The following is a 17,499-nucleotide window of genomic DNA, read 5'->3' on the forward strand; positions in this document are numbered from 1 at the left end:
TACAGACATTCAGAAGGTCGCATGAAATTAACGTCTGCCAGAAAATCCACCGGGTATGCGTCCTTTCTGACCAGCGGATGAAACCATTTTCATCATACGCCGGGTTTCGTCGAGTTGCTTCAGCAAACGATTCACTTCCTGAACCGTAGTACCGCTTCCGGCAGCAATCCTCTTCCTCCGGCTTCCGTTTATAATAGCGGGATTGCTCCGTTCTTCCGGCGTCATGGACTGGATAATAGCCTCGATGCCCTTAAATGCATTATCGTCAATATCCAGATCGCGTATTGCTTTTCCGACACCAGGAATCATGGAAGCCAGATCCTTAAAGTTACCCATTTTTTTGATCTGGCGTATTTGTGAAAGGAAGTCATTGAAGTCAAACTGATTTTTGGCTATTTTTTTCTGCAGTTTTCTTGCCTCTTCCTCGTCGTATTGTTCCTGGGCTTTTTCAACCAGAGAAACGATATCCCCCATACCGAGGATACGGTCAGCCATTCTGTCGGGGTGAAATACATCGATTGCATCCATTTTTTCACCTGTGCTGACGAATTTTATGGGTTTTTCCACCACAGCTTTCACGGAAAGGGCGGCCCCGCCGCGGGCATCCCCATCAAGTTTGGTAAGTACAACCCCGTCAAACTGGAGGCGATCATGAAATGCCCTGGCAGTATTAACCGCATCCTGGCCGGTCATGGCGTCCACCACAAAAAGAATTTCCTGCGGGTCAACAGCCTTTTTTATGGAGGCGATTTCATCCATCATGGCTTCATCAATAGCCAGGCGACCGGCCGTATCAATAATGAGCGTGTCGTATCCGCGCAACCGTGCAAATTTGATTGCTTCTTTTGCTATTGCAACAGGATTTTTGTTTTCCAGTTCAAGATGTACCGGAATACCGATTTGTTCCCCCAGAACCCGCAACTGTTCAATAGCGGCAGGACGATATACGTCGCAGGCAACAAGAAGCGGCTGGCGTCCTCTTTTCTGCTTCAGATAATTTGCCAGTTTTCCCGCAAAGGTTGTTTTTCCTGAACCCTGGAGACCGGCCAGGAGAATAATGCAGGGATTTCCTTTCAGGTTCAGGTCGGAAGCGCTCTCCCCCATCAGCCGGGCCAGTTCGTCACGAACTATTTTGACAATCATCTGGCCGGGTTTTACCGACTTGAGAACTTCCTGTCCTATAGCCTTATCCTTGACCGTATCGGTAAATGATTTCGCAATTTTGTAGTTCACGTCGGCATCCAGAAGAGCCCGACGGATTTCCTTCATCGTTTCCGAAATATTTACTTCGGTTATCCGGCCCTCTCCTTTGATCAGCCGGAAGGCTCTTTCCAGTTTATCAGTTAAATTTTCAAACATACTTTTTTCCCATTTTACATTCTTTCCGGCACGTCGATACCCAGAAGGTACATGCCTTTTTCGATCACCCTGCCAATGACTTCGGAGAGCAGGAGCCGCGATGAGACAAGCTCGGGGGATTCCGCTTTCAGAATACTGTAATCATGATAAAACTGATTGTATTCTTTGGCAAGTTCATAGACATAATTGGCAATAACAGCGGGACTGTATGTATCGGCTGCATTTTCAACAACTGAAGGAAATTCGTATATCAGCCGGGCCAGCATTCTTTCCTTTGGACTCATGTTCCACCTGGCGAGGGCTTCTTCATTTACAGCAATCTTTTGTTCGGCTGCCTTATTCATTACAGAACGGATACGGGCATAGGTGTACTGAATAAACGGGCCGGTATTTCCGTTAAAGTCGATTGATTCGCGCGGGTCAAACATCATGTTCTTTTTCGGATCGACTTTGAGGATGAAATATTTGAGTGCACCCAGACCAATGGTGCGGTAAATTCGTTCAGCTTCCTCCGGTGAATAGCCGTCCAGTTTACCAAGTTCCGACGACATTTGCCTGGCTGTTTCGATCATTTCGGCAATGAGGTCATCGGCATCAACAACAGTGCCTTCCCTGGATTTCATTTTGCCTTCGGGAAGCTCAACCATACCATAGGAAAGATGGTGGAGGTTTTTCGCCCAGGAATAACCGAGCTTATCAAGGATAATGGACAAAGCCTGAAAATGGTAATTCTGTTCGTTGCCAACAACATAAATCAACTGGCTGATAGGGTATTCATTGAACCGCTGAACGGCTGTGCCGATATCCTGGGTCATATAAACTGAAGTTCCGTCGGAACGCAGAAGAACCTTATGGTCCAACCCCCGATCTGTCAGATCGGCCCATACAGAATTATCTTCCTTCCGGTAGAGAATCCCTTTTTTCAGAGCTTCAAGTACGATAGCTTTTCCGAGAAGATAGGTTTCGGATTCATAATAAATCTTATCGAAGGTTACGCCCAGATCGCGGTATGTTTTGTCAAATCCCTCATATACCCATTCATTCATTTGCTTCCAGAGAGCAATGGTCTCCGGGTCACCCGATTCCCATTTTCTCAGCATCTCCTGAGCTTCCTGCATAATCGGGGTACGGGCGGCACGCTCCTCCTCTCCTCCCCCGTTTTGTTTCAGTTCCGCCAGTTGCTTTTTAAGCTCCTGCTCAAACAGCACATAATATTTCCCGACCAGATGGTCTCCTTTCATGCCTGACGACTGAGGTGTTTCCCCGTTTCCCCATTTTTTCCATGCCAGCATTGACTTACAGATGTGAATACCCCTGTCGTTGACAAGATTTACCTTAACGACCTTTTTACCGTTGGCCTCCAGAATACGGGAAACCGAAAAACCAAGCAGGTTATTCCGGATGTGTCCCAGATGCAATGGCTTATTGGTATTCGGAGAGGAATACTCCACCATAATCATTTCACTGCATTCTCCGGGAGAAGATAAGCCTAATGTACTGTCAGTGCGTAAATGCCTGATGACCTCTGACCAGAACACTTCCCCGACCGTCAGGTTAAGAAAACCTTTTATTACGTTATAATCGATGATTTCAGGCAATTCTTTCTGCAGATAATCTCCAAGGGCCTTTCCTGTTTGTTCAGGACCCGTTCTGCTGAGACGCGTCAGCGGGAAAACCACTACTGTCAGATCGCCGGTAAATTCTTTCCTGGTTTTCTGGATTTGCACCTCTGCAGGGTTAAGGCTGGTATTCCATAATTCTGTTGCCGCTTTGCCAACAGCGCTGGATATTTTTTGCTCTATGCTAATCATGAGGATGTTTAAAGAAGTCAGGTCGCAAAGATAAAAAAAGTGTCGTCAATTGCAGTGACGACACTTTAAACCTACCAACCCTAAAACTAACCTATGAAAAACCTGTGATCTATGAATATATACGTACAAAATGAAAAAAAGTTATACCGGAAGAGTAATTTTAACATTGTTTAACAGCAAATTGGATAATCAGGCAGGATTAAACTGATTATTCTCTCGGTTGCGCAGATAAAAGATGCGGTTTGCGGACTTCCTCTATCAGCCATAAAAGCCTGACCAGATCGTAAAACAAGAGAACCGGGTACTTCCCCTTCAGGTTTTTCATGAAAAGCGGGTGAAAGACGCGCAGAAAAAAGACTATCAATGAAGTCAGGTGCCATTTTTCAAGAAGCAGAAAGGTTCGCAGGAGGCGGACTCCTTCAATGAGTTCCCTTTCTTTCCTGAAACGGATATAAAGAGCGGCGAGATTCTTAACAGCATTTTCTCCTTTCTGCAGGAATTCACCTGCCGGTATCAATCCTTCGTGCAGCAGCGGATTATCGGTATGTACCAGCGGCACTCCTTTTTGCCACAGCATATGACCAAAAAGGGTATCCTCATGTCCATATCCGGAAATGGATTCATCAAAGGTTACAGAAGAGAAAATACCCGCAGGACACAGAAAATTGCTGGTCATAAAGGAACGGTAGGGAAATCTGTTTCGCAGGGTTGCCGGTTTTTGTTCCCGGGCAATTCCATATTTCCAGTGCAAAAGGAATTCCCTTTTTTGCGGCCTTTGCGGATCATATACCCTCCCGCCGCATAGTACGGTTCCAGCTTGCTGTGCATCAAGGTATTTTTTTATGTAAAAAGATGAAACTACCCGCGAGTCTCCGTCAGCAAAAAGCAGCCACTGGTGCCTTGCCATGGAAGCCATCAGGTTGCGTATCCTGGCCCTTCCTATATTGTTTTCCAGATAGCGGTAGGTGACATCAGGGTAGTTGGCTAATCTTTCATTTTTCTTCCGGAAGAATTCAGAAGAATGATCGTCACATACAATAATTTCAAACGGAACAGCAGTTTCAATACACTGCGTCCTTATAGATTCGACCAGGGAAACTACGTCTTCGTTAAAGGCTGTAATCAGAACGGAAAGCACTCAGGAATTCTGCTGGTGATCGGAGTCTTTAATCAGGACAGAAAAAATAAAAAGGACAACGGCAGCAGAGGCAAAAACCACTACCAGGGAGGAGATCATCTTAATCATTATCTTTTCCAGGGGGATAATCTCCCAGATACCAAGAAGGGCCACGGTAGTAAACAATACTACCAGAAAAATCAGAAGATAGGAAGTAATTTTCTTCACAAGATTCATGGTATAAAGTTTAATGTTCAGATTGACCACACCAAGGTACAAATTATTTCCCAAACCGTGAACTGTTTTTGGGTTAACCGGTAACAGCTGCTGGTTCTCTCAGGCGAACAGCCGGTAAATGCACTACTTCTTCCTATGTGTTCACTGAAGGTGAAGCTATTAGGGAAGTTTTGCGCACTGCGTTGATCAGGTCAAGTATTGATTGATGCCTGCTGCAGTTACTGCCGTATGTTAATTCCCATTGATTTCCATGGAAAGCCACTGAAAGTTCCGCCCCCGGATTATGGACAATCCCGGCCCTCTTCATAGCTTTCATTAACCAGGCGTTGGAAGCTGCTTCCGGGTCCAATGCCACCTGATACATAGGGTGTTCCGTAAAACGGATCTGACCTGTTTCGGGATTGACATAGAAATCTTTCCCGTCAAAGTGTGCATCCAGCTGTCCTGTCATAAGAATATCTTCCGGTGCTCCTTCCGTCAGGGTACCTTCATGGAGATACCAGATTCTGTCGGCCAGCTGAAGTGCTGCTGACCAGTCGTGCGTGGAAAACAGAATCGTTTTGTTTTTCAGCCGGCATAAATCCCTGAGAAGCACGACAATTTCGTACCGGTTGATTACATCCAGAAATGCCGTCGGTTCATCGAGCAGAATAACAGGTGTATCCTGGCAAAGGGCCCTTGCAATATGCACCCTTTGAAATTCCCCGTCGCTGATCTGATCCAATGGCTGACCGGCCAGATGAAGGGTATTCACACTGGTAAGTGCTTCCAGAACCTTGCTTTTATCGTCAGATGTCAGACTACCCACCCAGTTTGTATAAGGGTATCTGCCAAGTTCCACCATTTCCCTGACTTTTACGGCAGGACTCCGTGCGCGGGAGGAAGAAACAAAGGCAATGGTACGGGAAAGGCTTTCAGAGGTAAAATACCGCAATTTCTTGTTTTCCAGGAGAATTTCGCCAACAAGGGGAGTCTGAAGAGCGGCCAGGGTTCGCAAAAGCGTACTTTTTCCGGTTCCGTTCAATCCGATCAGGGCAATCAATTCCCCTTTTTCTGCCGAAGCAGATATTCCGCAGCTTACAGCAACCGGCTGGCTTCTTTTGAAATACCCTGTCGTTAACGTCTGAAAGGAAATCATACAATGCCTTCCTGTAAAAATACTCTTTTAATCACCCGAATAAATTTCCGGAAATTTCCAATTTCTCGCATTGGATCATACTTTGAAACCCAAATCCCCATGAATTGGAAATGGAAAATCGGAAATAAATAATCAAATCGATTCTTCTTGTCCTATTGGATTCTTGCATCATATTCCCTGGAATTAGCTGTCGATGCCTGCAGAGAGGGGTCGCCTTACGATTACCCAAACAATAACAGGAATACCAATAAGTGCCGTAACAGCATTTACCGGAAGAATGATACCCCTGCCGGGGAGCTGGGAAATTATGTCACTGCTGACGAGAACTGCAGCCCCTGTGAGCATGGCGGCAGGCACCAGCACACGATGATTACCCGTACGAAATAACCATCGGGCAATATGGGGAACAGCCACTCCCACAAAACCAATCGGGCCGCAATATCCGGTAATAAGGCCGGTAAGAATGCTGGTAGCAACAAGCAGCAAGATCCGCGTTCTGATAATATTGATGCCCAGGGTTTTGGCTTCCTGTTCTCCCAGCAAAAGAGCATTTAATGGTTTGATCCCCGCGATTGTTAATATAACCCCGAAGAGAAACACCGGAACGAGAATTTTGATTTGATCTGAAGTAACTCCGCCCAAACTGCCCATTGTCCAGATGACAAAAACTTTCAAAGCCGATTCATTGCTAAGGTATTGCATAATGCCTATAATGGCCGAGAGGGCGCTACCCAACAGCATTCCGATAATCAGCATGGTGAAAACATCTCGCAGGCGCAGGGAGAGCAGAAGCATAATACCCATCACTGCAGCTGCACCGAAAAAAGCTGCCAGGAAAAGGTTCAACTGCCCGGGTATGGAACCGGAAAGCACATAACCCGGAAACCCCATTGTAAGCAATGCCACACCCAGTGCCGATCCGCTGCTTATTCCCAGCACATATGGACCGGCCAGCGGATTACGGAACAAAGTTTGCATCATAAGTCCGCTCGCCGAGAGCGAAGCACCGGCAACCAGTGCAGTGACTACCCGCGGAATCCGGAATTCCACGAGTATGTTCAGCACCATGGGATCCCGGTTGTTTCCCGTAAAAGTGCGCAAGACATCCAACAGGGAAATCTGAGTTGTGCCTGTCAGTATATCAGCACAAACCAGTATAACCAGAACAATCGCCAGAGAAATATATAAAAGGCTGTTATGCCGGATCATTTCTGCATTTTGAACACGGTTTTCAGGAAGCCGAAAGAGCATTGATGATCTGCACCATGTCAAGAAAACCTTTTCTCACAGCGAGATAGTTTTTCTTTGCCAGTGCACGATCATGGCGATTTTCCGGTGCATTGACAAGCGCCAGAAGTTCATTGTGTTTTTCTGCAATCTCTTCAATCGCCTGCATAATTTTCTCATCAGGAACTTCAGGATGCAGAATCTGGTACACCAGGCATTCTGATATCAGTTCCCAGGTAATGAAGTTCAGGTCTTTTTTAAGGTTACGTCGTGATGCCATAATAGTGTTATTTTAAATGAATAAAGTAAAACAATCCGTTTTCCTGTTTGGCCAGCCCATGCAGAATTCTGTACAGGTCATTCAGAATAATATCGGGATGAACGGTACCTGATTCCCAGTAATCATTTCCCCCGCCGGGCCCAATACGGGCAGTGTTGCTGAACACATTCCCGTTGCGGTAAGCGGGAATAGCAGCAAGGCGCAAGTCGGTGTTCTTAATGTCAGCCAGTGAACGCGCGGTACCTGCATTAATCCATATCTGTGCGTTAAAAGCCTTTCCAACTGCTTCTTCTATTGAGAGTTCATAGTTTTCTCTGGCGGTAAGATCGCTGCGCCAGTAAATTCCGCCTGCATCAGATATAAGCCGGGCCGTATAGGAATTGCCGGAGGGCACATTCCATGCATCCTTCCATGGAAGACCAGTCATGACAACGGGTTGCGGGGTATTATTTTCTGCCAGCTTTCTGAGGGAAAGGTACGAAGCCCGGACCGAAAAGAAAAAAGAATCGGCTTTCTGAGGAACTCCCATCATTCTCCCGATAAACCGGATCCATTCAGCCCGGCCTAAAGGTTCTTCCTCAAGGTACTCGGCTAAATAAACCACAGGAATATGCAGACTCTCCATCCGTGCATACCAGGAAGTTACTTCCGGTCCGATTCCATAGGCAAAAATCAGATCCGGCTTTAACCTTGCAATACCTTCAAAGTCGAAAGATCCTTCATAGCCTGCCTCGGAAATGTGCCCGTCCTGAATCAATTTTTGAATAGCTGCGCTGTATACGAATCGTGTTCCCGAAACCGAAACAATGGATGAATCAAGCTGAAGGGCGGAAAGCATTCCTACATGGGTTGTGGACATACATACCACACGTTTTACAGGGGTACCAATAACAATCCTGCCCCTGACCGCATCCAAGGGAAGAGAAGCTGTGTTATTAGCAAGCAAGTACTCAACCGTCGTACCCTTCCCACCCTGCCAGGGAGAAAAAACCCTGAAAACGGTATATTCCGGAGTGAAATAAATGCGGAATTTCCCGGCATACTGAGGAACCAGACTGTCTGAGAACGCCTCGCGTACTGTTTTCCTTGCCGGTTGCCCCATACAGGAGTATAAACCCAGAGCCAGGGCCAGAAATAATATTATGTGCCAACCGGTATGTTTCATTTTTGAATGACAAAACGGAAAGAATATACTGAATTGTTCCGGGTGGTAATTTTCAGAACATAAATCCCATTGTTCAGGAATCCAAAGGAAAAACGGGCCATGTTTTCATCTGCGTTCAATGAAGAAGTCCAGACGAGACGCCCGGACAGATCAAACACACGGGCCACTATATCCCCTGAAAATAATCCGTTATGAACAAGATTCAGTTCCCCTGTGGCAGGAACCGGAAAAACTTTTGTATACGGCCTGGTACTTTCTTCACTGGTTGTCTTCAGCCAGGTGAGATTGCAAACCTGCAGGCCCATATAGAAGGAAGCAGGAACAGAAAAAACCGTGTCGTAAGGAGTCCATATGTCCCGGTAACGAACATACGCAGAATTGGCGCTTCCCGGAGCACGTTCAAGCGTCTGGGCCACTGCAAAAGTATCCTTACTCCCGTAATAGATTTCATACCCAGCATAGATAGTATCCTTTGCCGGAAGATAATGCCATAAAGGAATGAAATTCAGCTGATTCACCTTAAGTGCCGTAAACAGAATCTTTTCGGAATAAATCCGGTTTTCCTGAGAAAGATTTCCAGACGAAACAAACAGAGTTATATATGAACCGTCAGCAGAGCTAAAGTCATAGAGTTTAAGTGGAAAAAGGAACACCCCGCTCAGGGTAGCCGAATCGGGCAGAATAAACTTTTCAGCAAAGCCATTTATTCCCAGCCAGTTATGTCCTGATGCGTATCCTCCGAAGTCAAGGTTCTTCAAACCGGTTTTTTCACCGGGGGCAATGTTTTTTAATGTATCACAACTAAGAATGGTATAATTATACGGATCAAAATGATCAATATGCGTAATTCCGGTATGGCCCGGATCGAGCCATGCCCGAAGCTGGTTGGCCGGAGGATAATAATCATCCCAGCACCGGTCGAAACGCTGAAAATAATCATTAACGGGGTTGGAACAGCTGGCATCCCCACCGGTAAGGGTACCGATGATTCTGTGATTCTGGTTGAACAAAGGGGCTCCTGACGAACCTCCTTCGGTGGCTCCTTTGTCCCACCGGATAATTTGCCAATGCGACATATAGTCATATCCTCCGCCGAAATTGCCGTAAACCGGAGCATCATTATCGACTGAGATTTTCTTTACATCTCCGGCAGGATGGTGAATGGCAACTGTTGAAGTCACACCCGTGGTATCCAGATCCCACCCAAGGTAAATGGGTTTGTAAGAAGGCGGCGGTGGTACGGTAAGCTGAACCAGGCTGAAATCAAGGCCGGAGACCGTGCTGATCAGTTCCGAACCGCTGATTGTTTGTGAAGAGCTTGCAGTACCGCTTCCGCAGCCTGAACGTTCATAATTGAATGTAAAAACTGTCCGCCAGGCATCATCCTGATCGGCAATACAATGCCCTGCCGTAAGCAGATAAGGCTTGCCGTTTTGTTCGGTGTTGTTGACAAGGCTCCCGGTACATAACGTGGTACCATTCACCAGCAGTTTTGCAACCCCACGCTTTTCCTTCTGCCATAAGGTACCTTCCGGACAATTGATATCCACCTCACACGCTCCGGAAACAGCAATCTGTTCATTGTTTTTTTCCTGAAAGCCGAAGACATCTATTACGCCACCGGCAACACGTCCAATGGCCAATTGATTGGGTTTATATTGCACCGGGGGAACATCGTACTCCACATAGCACAGGGAACCGCGGAGATGAGGAAGGGCCAGAAAATGCGAAGGCAGAACATTTTCAGAGGTATAGGCCCCTTTCATATCCTGATAACCGGCAGTATAAACAAAAACAGAAGCCCCTTCAGGAAGCTCAAAATGGCTGAAGATAATTCCAACTGACAGGGCATCGGGAACGTGAAAACCACAACGCCAGATACGGTATTTACCCGATTCGGTCCATATACCAGTGTTTTCCGGGGTCCATCTTCCGTCAAAGGGAACGGCGAACTGCAAAGGCTTGGCAGTGGTGCCATCGTCAGGTGTCAGCATATCGCGGGAAACAGAGGGAAACGTAATAACGGGCACATTCCCTTTTGATGACAGACTTGCCGAGAGAGGCCACCCTCCGTGCTCCATCTGGGCATTTACCGATTGCAGAAAAAGACCGGCCGGAAGAAAAAGGAAAAATAACACCATAACCATAATCCGCGATGGTATTGCCCTGCCGGAAAAATTTTCCTCCGGCAGGGAACCACCTGGTTTAAGAACAATGTGAAACGTATCTGACAACACGAAAGGCGGGTATTATTGCGGCTAATTAATAAAAATATATTCCGTTGGGTGCTATTCCTGCTAAAAAGGTATTAACAGCCTGTCCGGCCGGGGTAAAGATATGAACTTTTCCCGAGGCCGTATAACCCTGGATCTCGGTCACATACAACCGCCCGTTCAGTGGGTTGGCATTTACTGCATTGAACGATCCGGCTATCAAAGGAGTTGCAGGAATCTGCGAATCGGAAATCCGGAAGGCAAATACTCCTTCATTTTCAACAAAATAGACATACTGGCCACCAGGATCGGATGCTACCGAAGAAGGATTGAAGTAATCACCTGTACGGCCAATTACATAACTTTTTGAAGGTTCGTAGGTTCCCGGCTTCAGGGATACCAGTTTTGAATCCGTTTCGTATTCAATATATGACCAATCGGGACTGTAAACAACCTTTCCCTGGCACAATACCCAGACCGAGCCACTGCCATCGCGGGTAAAAGCAACAGGGCCATCTCCGGCGACAATGGTTGATACAACCTCATTGGCGGTTCGGTCAATAATGCTCACCGTACTGTCATTTCCCCATTGCCCGTTGGCCACGAGAAGCTTGTCACCATCAACAATCATTTTTTCCGGCTGATTGCCAACAGTGATGTCGGTTATCGCTTCGAGGGTTTCCGGGTTAAAAACCTTTACCTTCCCGGGAAAGGCACCATAGGTAATGTATCCTTTCCCGTCATTGGAAACAACAATATGGCGGGGATAAGATACTTCAATTATTCCAACCGACTGAAAGGTTTTCAGATCAACCACCTCAACTTTCCCTGAATTATTGGCTACAATGAAACCTTTATTCTTCCATGAAGCAAATGACATAACCACATCTCCCAGAGGCCGGTTATTGACCGCTTCAAAAATATTATTGATAACGGTATCTTCCGTAAGAGGAATATAACTGACTGAACCGTTGTTATCTCTGAAATTTCCCTCATTGGTAATCATAATGCCGTGAAGGAATGAATTGTTACTACTGGTATCGTCCGGCTTCTCACATGATAACACGAAAATGCTGATTAGTAACACGACAAGCAAAGTTCCAGTATTTTTCATAGAATAAATGATTTAAGGGTTTAAACTATGATTGATTGTCAGCGCTGAAATCCAAGTTGAAGACCAAAGGCAAGGAAGCGGCCCGGCATGGGATAGCCTTTGATAATCTGGTAGGAAGTATTGAAAAGATTATCGGCTCTGGCATAAAGATGCCCGTTCAGGGTATGCGCCCTGAACTGAAAGGCTGCCGAAAGGCCTGCCAGGATAAAGGAAGGCAAAGGCCTGCCGGAATGATCGTCAGTAATGTATCTTTTGCCTGTATAATTCACAGAAGTTGTAAGCGACAAACGACGCAACTGCACTGTACCTGAATAGAAAGCGTTCAGCAGAGGAACATAACGAAGTTGCTTACCCAAAATTCCTGAAGTATTGTCGTAGATTGCGGTGCTGGTTGACCGGACAGCAGTAATTTCTCCCTGCTGGCGGATTTTTATACTGCCAAGTACCAGGGAATGAGCAAAGGAGAATTCGGCTCCCCGTGCCCATACTTTCTTATAATTAACGGGGTTAAAAAAGTTCCCTTCTCCCGTCCACACTATCAGGTCATTAATATGCGTTGAAAAAGCCGTCAGATCAAAGGTCAGGTTGTACCGATCCTGTTCCGTAAATGAAAGTCCTGTTCCGATTTCCGAGGTATACCCTTTTTCAGGAAGCAAATGGGGATTTCCTCCGGGTTGCCAGTATTTTTCGTTAAGTGTCGGTGGCCGATATTTGGCGGCTACCGAAGCACGAACATACGAATGGTTGTTCAGGAAGTTCTTTCTGATTCCGGCTGAGGGCAATGGAACCGGCGCAATACTGGGTATAACTTCCAGGCGGAAAGCAGTATTAATAATGAAAGCCTTCAGGTCAATGCGCGCGGCGGTAAAAACAGCAAACCGTTCCTCTGCAATGCGCCGGCCGTAACTGTCTACCTGAGCCTGAACATGTTGGAATGTTCCCCCTGCATCCCATGTGAGTCTTTTGCCGGCAATGTTCCGGAAATTGATATCGGCAAGGTATTGCTGTGCAGAAATATCGGAATGCACCCTGCTGACAGAGTCGTTATAGAAAAGGTTATCATTGAAAAAGGCATTCCTGAAAACCAGGGAAGAACGCCGCATGGTGCGCACATACCGGAGGAAAATTTTCAGGGTAGAATCTTTCTGGGTTGCCACAGAGGGTACATACGAGCCCATGACGGCAGGAAGGTTTTTGAATCTGTCCTGATACCAGATACCTGCCTGAATCTGCCGGGAAGGATTTATATTAAAGGAAACCGTGTGGAACATTCCGTACGAGCGAAGCTGGTTATGATGCAACGTCAGCACAGGAGAACCATACTTGTAAATGTCTTTGTAGGGATACCGGTTTTCTGCGTTGCGTGTAAAAAAGATGCTTTTAACCAATACTTTTTTTCCGGAATATCCTATGTTTCCTGCCGTAAACCATGAACCATACGATCCGGCTTCGGTAGATAGTCCGGATGAGAAACCCTGTTCGGAGGAAGGTGAAGATGTTAGGTCAACCGATCCGCCGAACGTTCCGCCACCATATAAGGATCCTGATGCACCGTAAACAAGGGAGACTTTGTCTGCAATAGTAAGAGGTATCAGGGAGAGATCAGCATCTCCTGTTGTAGGGCTGTTGAGAGGGAATCCGTTCCAGGTGACCTGGGTATGGTTGGAGAAAGTTCCCCGGAAGGACAGGGAGGTCAGATTGCCGGGTGCACCATATGATTTGACAAATACCGAAGAAACCGATGACAAAAGCTGGCCGGCATCCCTGGCGGTAACGGAAGCGAGATCTTCGCGGCCGAATGTTCTAATCTTGAATGCATCGGAATAATAAACCGCCCTGGGTTGAACGATGCACACCTCATTAAGAGAGTAATTGAGAAGGGTATCCGGTGTTTCCGCCACGGCGGAAAGGCATAACATGCCCGGAAAAAGCAATACAACAGAAAAAGGTAAGGAATGTTTCATAGTTCCTAATGTTTAACCCGAACATCTATCCGCAGTCCGGCGGATAAATCCGAATGGCAGGTCTTCTGACTCACCCCTTTGCAGCGCCTTCCCGCCCGGGTTCAACGGACAGTGGCCAGGTTGCTGCAAAACATAAACAAGGGCTCACAGCAGCGGGTACTGTTGCCGATTTGCACGGCATTCCCTTTTCATCACCATCGTTTGCTATACGACAGTGAAACCATTCTGAGGACAAAAGTAGCAATAAATTCATCCGGTAGTTATCAGGAGAACAAAAATGTTTAAACAATTTTTTCACATCAAACAAGCGTGCTTGTTTATTATCTTTAGCACAAATTTCTCATTCCTATGGAAAAAGAAAAGGAACAGCAAAGGATACTGGAACTCAGAAAGGTATTGCACGAGCACAATTACCGCTATTATGTTCTATCGCAGCCGGTGATATCGGATCAGGAGTATGACCGCCTGATGCAGGAATTAATTGAACTCGAGCAGAAGCATCCTGAAATGGTTGATGAAAATTCGCCCAGCATGCGGGTTGGCGACGACAGAAACCTTGAATTTGAGCAGGGTGAGCACAAATATCCGATGTTGTCGCTGAGCAATACTTATAGTGAAGAAGAACTGCTGGATTTTATAAGGAGGGTTGATGAAACCATACAGGACAAAGTTGCATACAGTTGTGAGCTTAAATACGATGGCGTTTCCATCAGCCTGACATACCGGAACGGGAAGCTAATGCGGGCCCTGACCCGGGGGGATGGAACCCGGGGGGATGTTGTTACACGCAACATCCGCACTATTAAGAGCATTCCCATGGTCCTGTCGCAGGGTGATTATCCGGCGGAATTTGAAATCAGAGGAGAAATCATCCTCACCCATGATGCATTCCGCAAAATCAACGAAGAGAGAGAGGAAAACGGGGAACCGCCTTTTGCCAATCCGCGCAATGCAGCGGCAGGAACCATCAAACTCCAGCAATCTTCTGAAGTTGCCCGGCGTCCGCTTGATTGTATGTTTTACGCTCTTTTCGGAGACGATCTGCCTTCGGATTCCCATTTTGAGAACCTGAAAAAGGCACGTTCCTGGGGATTCAAGGTACCGGAATGGATCAGGCTTTGCCATAGCATTGACGAAATAAAAAACTTTATAAAATACTGGGAAACGGAACGAAATAATCTTCCCTTTGACATCGACGGGGTTGTGATAAAGGTGGACTCCCTCGCGCAACAAAGAATACTGGGAAACACTGCCAAATCACCTCGCTGGGCAGTGGCTTACAAGTACAAAGCGGAACAGGCTGTAACGGTGCTTGAATCCGTTAGTTATCAGGTTGGCCGCACGGGGGCCATAACGCCCGTTGCAAACCTCCGGCCTGTATTTCTGGCAGGGACGACCGTCAAAAGAGCATCCCTGCACAATGCAGATCAAATGGCTCTGCTGGATATCCGTATCGGGGATTATGTGATTGTTGAGAAAGGCGGTGAAATCATTCCCAAGGTTGTGGGCGTGGACGTGTCGAAACGCTCGGCTCAGAGCAAACCCCTTGAATTCATCACCCAATGTCCGGAATGCGGCACACCCCTTGTGCGGAATGAAGGGGAAGCACGCCATTACTGTCCGAACGAAGACGGATGCCCGCCACAGATCAAGGGCAAGCTGGAGCATTTCATCAGCCGCAAAGCGATGGACATTAATGCTGCTGAAGCAACCATAGACCTTCTGTACCGCAACGGGCTGGTGCGCACTCCTGCCGACTTCTACCAACTTACATTTGAACAAATCGTCAAGCTGGAACGGTTCGGGGAAAAATCAGCGAAAAATCTTCTGAAAAGCATTGAAGAATCAAAAAAGGTTCCTTTTCACAGGGTATTGTATGCCCTCGGTATCCGATATGTGGGTGAAACCGTTTCAAAGAAACTGGCCCGGCATTTTGGAAGTATCGATAATCTGATGAAGGCAGATCTGGCGGAACTTACCGAAGCCGAAGAAATCGGAGAGACCATTGCACAAAGCATCCGCCAGTACTTTAGTAAACCTTCCAACCAGAAACTGATTGAGGATTTAAAACATGCAGGATTGCAATTTGCCGAAAAGGCACCAGTTCAGCCTGCAAGTAATAAACTGGCAGGAAAAAGCTTTGTCATTTCCGGAGTCTTCCGTCTGCATTCGCGGGATGAACTCAAAAGACTCATCGAAGAAAACGGAGGAAAAAACCTGAGTTCTGTAACCTCAAAAACCGACTATCTGCTGGCAGGAGAAAACATGGGTCCAGCCAAAATGGAACAGGCTAAAAAACTCAATATTAAAATAATAACCGAGGAGGAGTTTCTGAAAATGCTGGAGTAGGTTTGGAAAATAAAGCGGGAACATGTAACTTGGCTGGCAAATTTCGGACCGTGGCATTTCTTGAAAAATGGCGCTATAAGCTGGGAGAAGCATCTCTCAGAAGGCAGATGAAAAAAACACATCGCCAGGTAAAGGCTTTCAATCTCCGGCAGGCAAAAGAAGTAGGAATTCTTTTTGATGCAACCACTCTGGAAAAATATGAACCGGTGCGATCGTTCATCGCTTTTTTACAGGATCAAGGCATTCATACCCATGTTCTTGGATACATAAACGATAAGAAAATCCCTGATTCCTACCTTCTCCGGCGCAGTTTTCACTTTTTTTCCAAAAACGAACTTAGCTGGACATTCAGGCCGGTAAGCCAGCATGCTGTCAATTTCTGCGAAAAGAATTTTGATATCCTGTTTTCTCTTGATACAGCAGATTTATTTCCCCTGCGTTATCTTGCAAGCCTTTCGAAAGCATATTTTAAGGTTGGCAGGTTTTTCCCCTATCATCAGCATCTTGACTTTATGATCAATCTGAAGGACGACACATCAGTTGGTTATCTGATCGAACAGATAAAAACCTATCTGATGGATTTACGAACCGGCAATGAAACAGACATTAACCAACATATACCTGCAGAAAAATGAACAGAAAATTTTTGACCGGCACAGGGGTTGCCATTGTTACACCGTTTCATGAGGACAAGACGGTGGATTTTGAATCATTGAGTAAGCTCACACGGTATCTGGTTGACAACAAGGTAGAGTATATAGTTGTACTGGGTACCACAGGCGAATCAGTTGTTTTATCGAAAGAAGAGAAAAAGCAGGTTGTACACAAAGTTATTCATACCGCAGAAGGGAAAGCCGGTATTGTAGTAGGAATCGGCGGTAACAATACGCAGGAAGTTCTCAGAAACATCCGGGAATTTGATTATGAAGGAGTTGATGCAGTTTTGTCGGTGTGTCCTTATTACAACAAGCCCAACCAGAGAGGGTTATATGAACATTTCAAGGCAGTGGCCGGAGAATGCAAAGTACCGGTAATCGTTTACAATGTTCCGGGAAGAACGGGGACTAATCTTGCTGCTGACACCACGGTGCGCCTGGCCCATGATATCAAAAACATTGTGGCCGTAAAGGAAGCATCAGGAAATCTGGAACAAATCATGCAGATCATACGGGATAAACCGTCTGATTTTCTGGTCATTTCAGGAGATGATCTGCTCACTCTGCCCATTATTGCCTGCGGAGGGGCTGGGGTTATTTCCGTTTCGGCAAATGCTTTTCCCAGGCAGGTTGGTACCATGGTGCGCCATGCCCTGGAAGGAAATTTCAGGGGAGCTCTGCCCTATCATTACCAATTGATGGAAGTAACAAGGCTTTTGTTTTCTGAAGGAAGTCCGGCCGGTATAAAGGCCGTGCTCCATCATCTGGGCCTGGCTAAAAACGAACTCCGGTTGCCCCTTGTTCCGGTAACCGAAGCCACTTATCAGAAACTGGCATCGGCCGCCGATGCAATATTGAAATAGTATTCT

General features: G+C 46.4%; 14 protein-coding genes and 1 riboswitch. Of the genes, 3 read left to right on the forward strand and 11 right to left on the reverse strand.

The window, feature by feature from the left end:
• Positions 1–27: 27 nt before the first annotated feature.
• The 11 genes from ffh to GX419_03485 all read right to left on the reverse strand — a co-directional run bounded on the left by ffh (position 28) and on the right by GX419_03485 (position 13,625).
• On the reverse strand, positions 28–1,359 hold the full coding sequence (gene ffh, locus GX419_03435) for a signal recognition particle protein (protein NLI23744.1): 1,332 nt from the start codon (positions 1,357–1,359) through the stop codon (positions 28–30).
• Positions 1,360–1,373: 14 nt separating this feature from the next.
• Complete coding sequence (locus tag GX419_03440) at positions 1,374–3,167, reverse strand: arginine--tRNA ligase (protein NLI23745.1); 1,794 nt, start codon at positions 3,165–3,167, stop codon at positions 1,374–1,376.
• Positions 3,168–3,378: 211 nt separating this feature from the next.
• Entirely contained in the window at positions 3,379–4,308 is a 930-nt protein-coding gene (locus GX419_03445; protein ID NLI23746.1) for a glycosyltransferase family 2 protein, read from the reverse strand.
• Positions 4,309–4,578 (reverse strand): hypothetical protein, encoded by a 270-nt coding sequence (locus tag GX419_03450; protein NLI23747.1) that lies wholly within the window; start codon positions 4,576–4,578, stop codon positions 4,309–4,311.
• Between the two features lie 79 nt (positions 4,579–4,657).
• Positions 4,658–5,662 (reverse strand): ABC transporter ATP-binding protein, encoded by a 1,005-nt coding sequence (locus GX419_03455; protein NLI23748.1) that lies wholly within the window; start codon positions 5,660–5,662, stop codon positions 4,658–4,660.
• 183 nt (positions 5,663–5,845) lie between these two features.
• Positions 5,846–6,871: an iron ABC transporter permease gene (locus GX419_03460; GenBank protein ID NLI23749.1), complete on the reverse strand. Its 1,026-nt coding sequence runs from the start codon at positions 6,869–6,871 to the stop codon at positions 5,846–5,848.
• A 22-nt stretch (positions 6,872–6,893) separates the two neighbouring features.
• Positions 6,894–7,169 (reverse strand): hypothetical protein, encoded by a 276-nt coding sequence (locus GX419_03465; GenBank protein NLI23750.1) that lies wholly within the window; start codon positions 7,167–7,169, stop codon positions 6,894–6,896.
• A gap of 7 nt (positions 7,170–7,176) precedes the next feature.
• Complete coding sequence (locus GX419_03470; protein ID NLI23751.1) at positions 7,177–8,334, reverse strand: ABC transporter substrate-binding protein; 1,158 nt, start codon at positions 8,332–8,334, stop codon at positions 7,177–7,179.
• Positions 8,331–10,568 carry a T9SS type A sorting domain-containing protein gene (locus tag GX419_03475; GenBank protein NLI23752.1) on the reverse strand — a complete coding sequence of 746 codons (2,238 nt, stop codon included), beginning with the start codon at positions 10,566–10,568 and terminating at the stop codon, positions 8,331–8,333. Before GX419_03475 ends, GX419_03470 begins: the two co-directional genes overlap by 4 nt.
• Positions 10,569–10,596: 28 nt before the next feature.
• Positions 10,597–11,661 carry a hypothetical protein gene (locus tag GX419_03480; GenBank protein ID NLI23753.1) on the reverse strand — a complete coding sequence of 355 codons (1,065 nt, stop codon included), beginning with the start codon at positions 11,659–11,661 and terminating at the stop codon, positions 10,597–10,599.
• A 38-nt stretch (positions 11,662–11,699) separates the two neighbouring features.
• Positions 11,700–13,625 carry a TonB-dependent receptor plug domain-containing protein gene (locus tag GX419_03485; protein ID NLI23754.1) on the reverse strand — a complete coding sequence of 642 codons (1,926 nt, stop codon included), beginning with the start codon at positions 13,623–13,625 and terminating at the stop codon, positions 11,700–11,702.
• 37 nt (positions 13,626–13,662) lie between these two features.
• Positions 13,663–13,865, reverse strand: a riboswitch (cobalamin riboswitch).
• Between the two features lie 108 nt (positions 13,866–13,973).
• On the opposite strand from GX419_03485, the gene ligA reads away from it, so the two are divergent.
• Genes ligA through GX419_03500 form a run of 3 tightly spaced genes read left to right on the forward strand, consistent with a single transcriptional unit; the run spans position 13,974 to position 17,493 of the window.
• The gene (gene ligA, locus GX419_03490; GenBank protein NLI23755.1) at positions 13,974–15,974 is read left to right on the forward strand and encodes an NAD-dependent DNA ligase LigA; all 2,001 of its coding nucleotides are present in this window, start codon (positions 13,974–13,976) and stop codon (positions 15,972–15,974) included.
• A 50-nt stretch (positions 15,975–16,024) separates the two neighbouring features.
• Positions 16,025–16,609 (forward strand): hypothetical protein, encoded by a 585-nt coding sequence (locus GX419_03495; protein ID NLI23756.1) that lies wholly within the window; start codon positions 16,025–16,027, stop codon positions 16,607–16,609.
• The gene (locus GX419_03500) at positions 16,606–17,493 is read left to right on the forward strand and encodes a 4-hydroxy-tetrahydrodipicolinate synthase (protein ID NLI23757.1); all 888 of its coding nucleotides are present in this window, start codon (positions 16,606–16,608) and stop codon (positions 17,491–17,493) included. The genes GX419_03495 and GX419_03500 overlap by 4 nt, the downstream gene beginning before the upstream one ends.
• The last annotated feature ends 6 nt before the right edge of the window (positions 17,494–17,499 follow it).

It is taken from the genome of Bacteroidales bacterium (assembly GCA_012517825.1).
In the GTDB taxonomy this organism is placed as follows: domain Bacteria; phylum Bacteroidota; class Bacteroidia; order Bacteroidales; family JAAYUG01; genus JAAYUG01.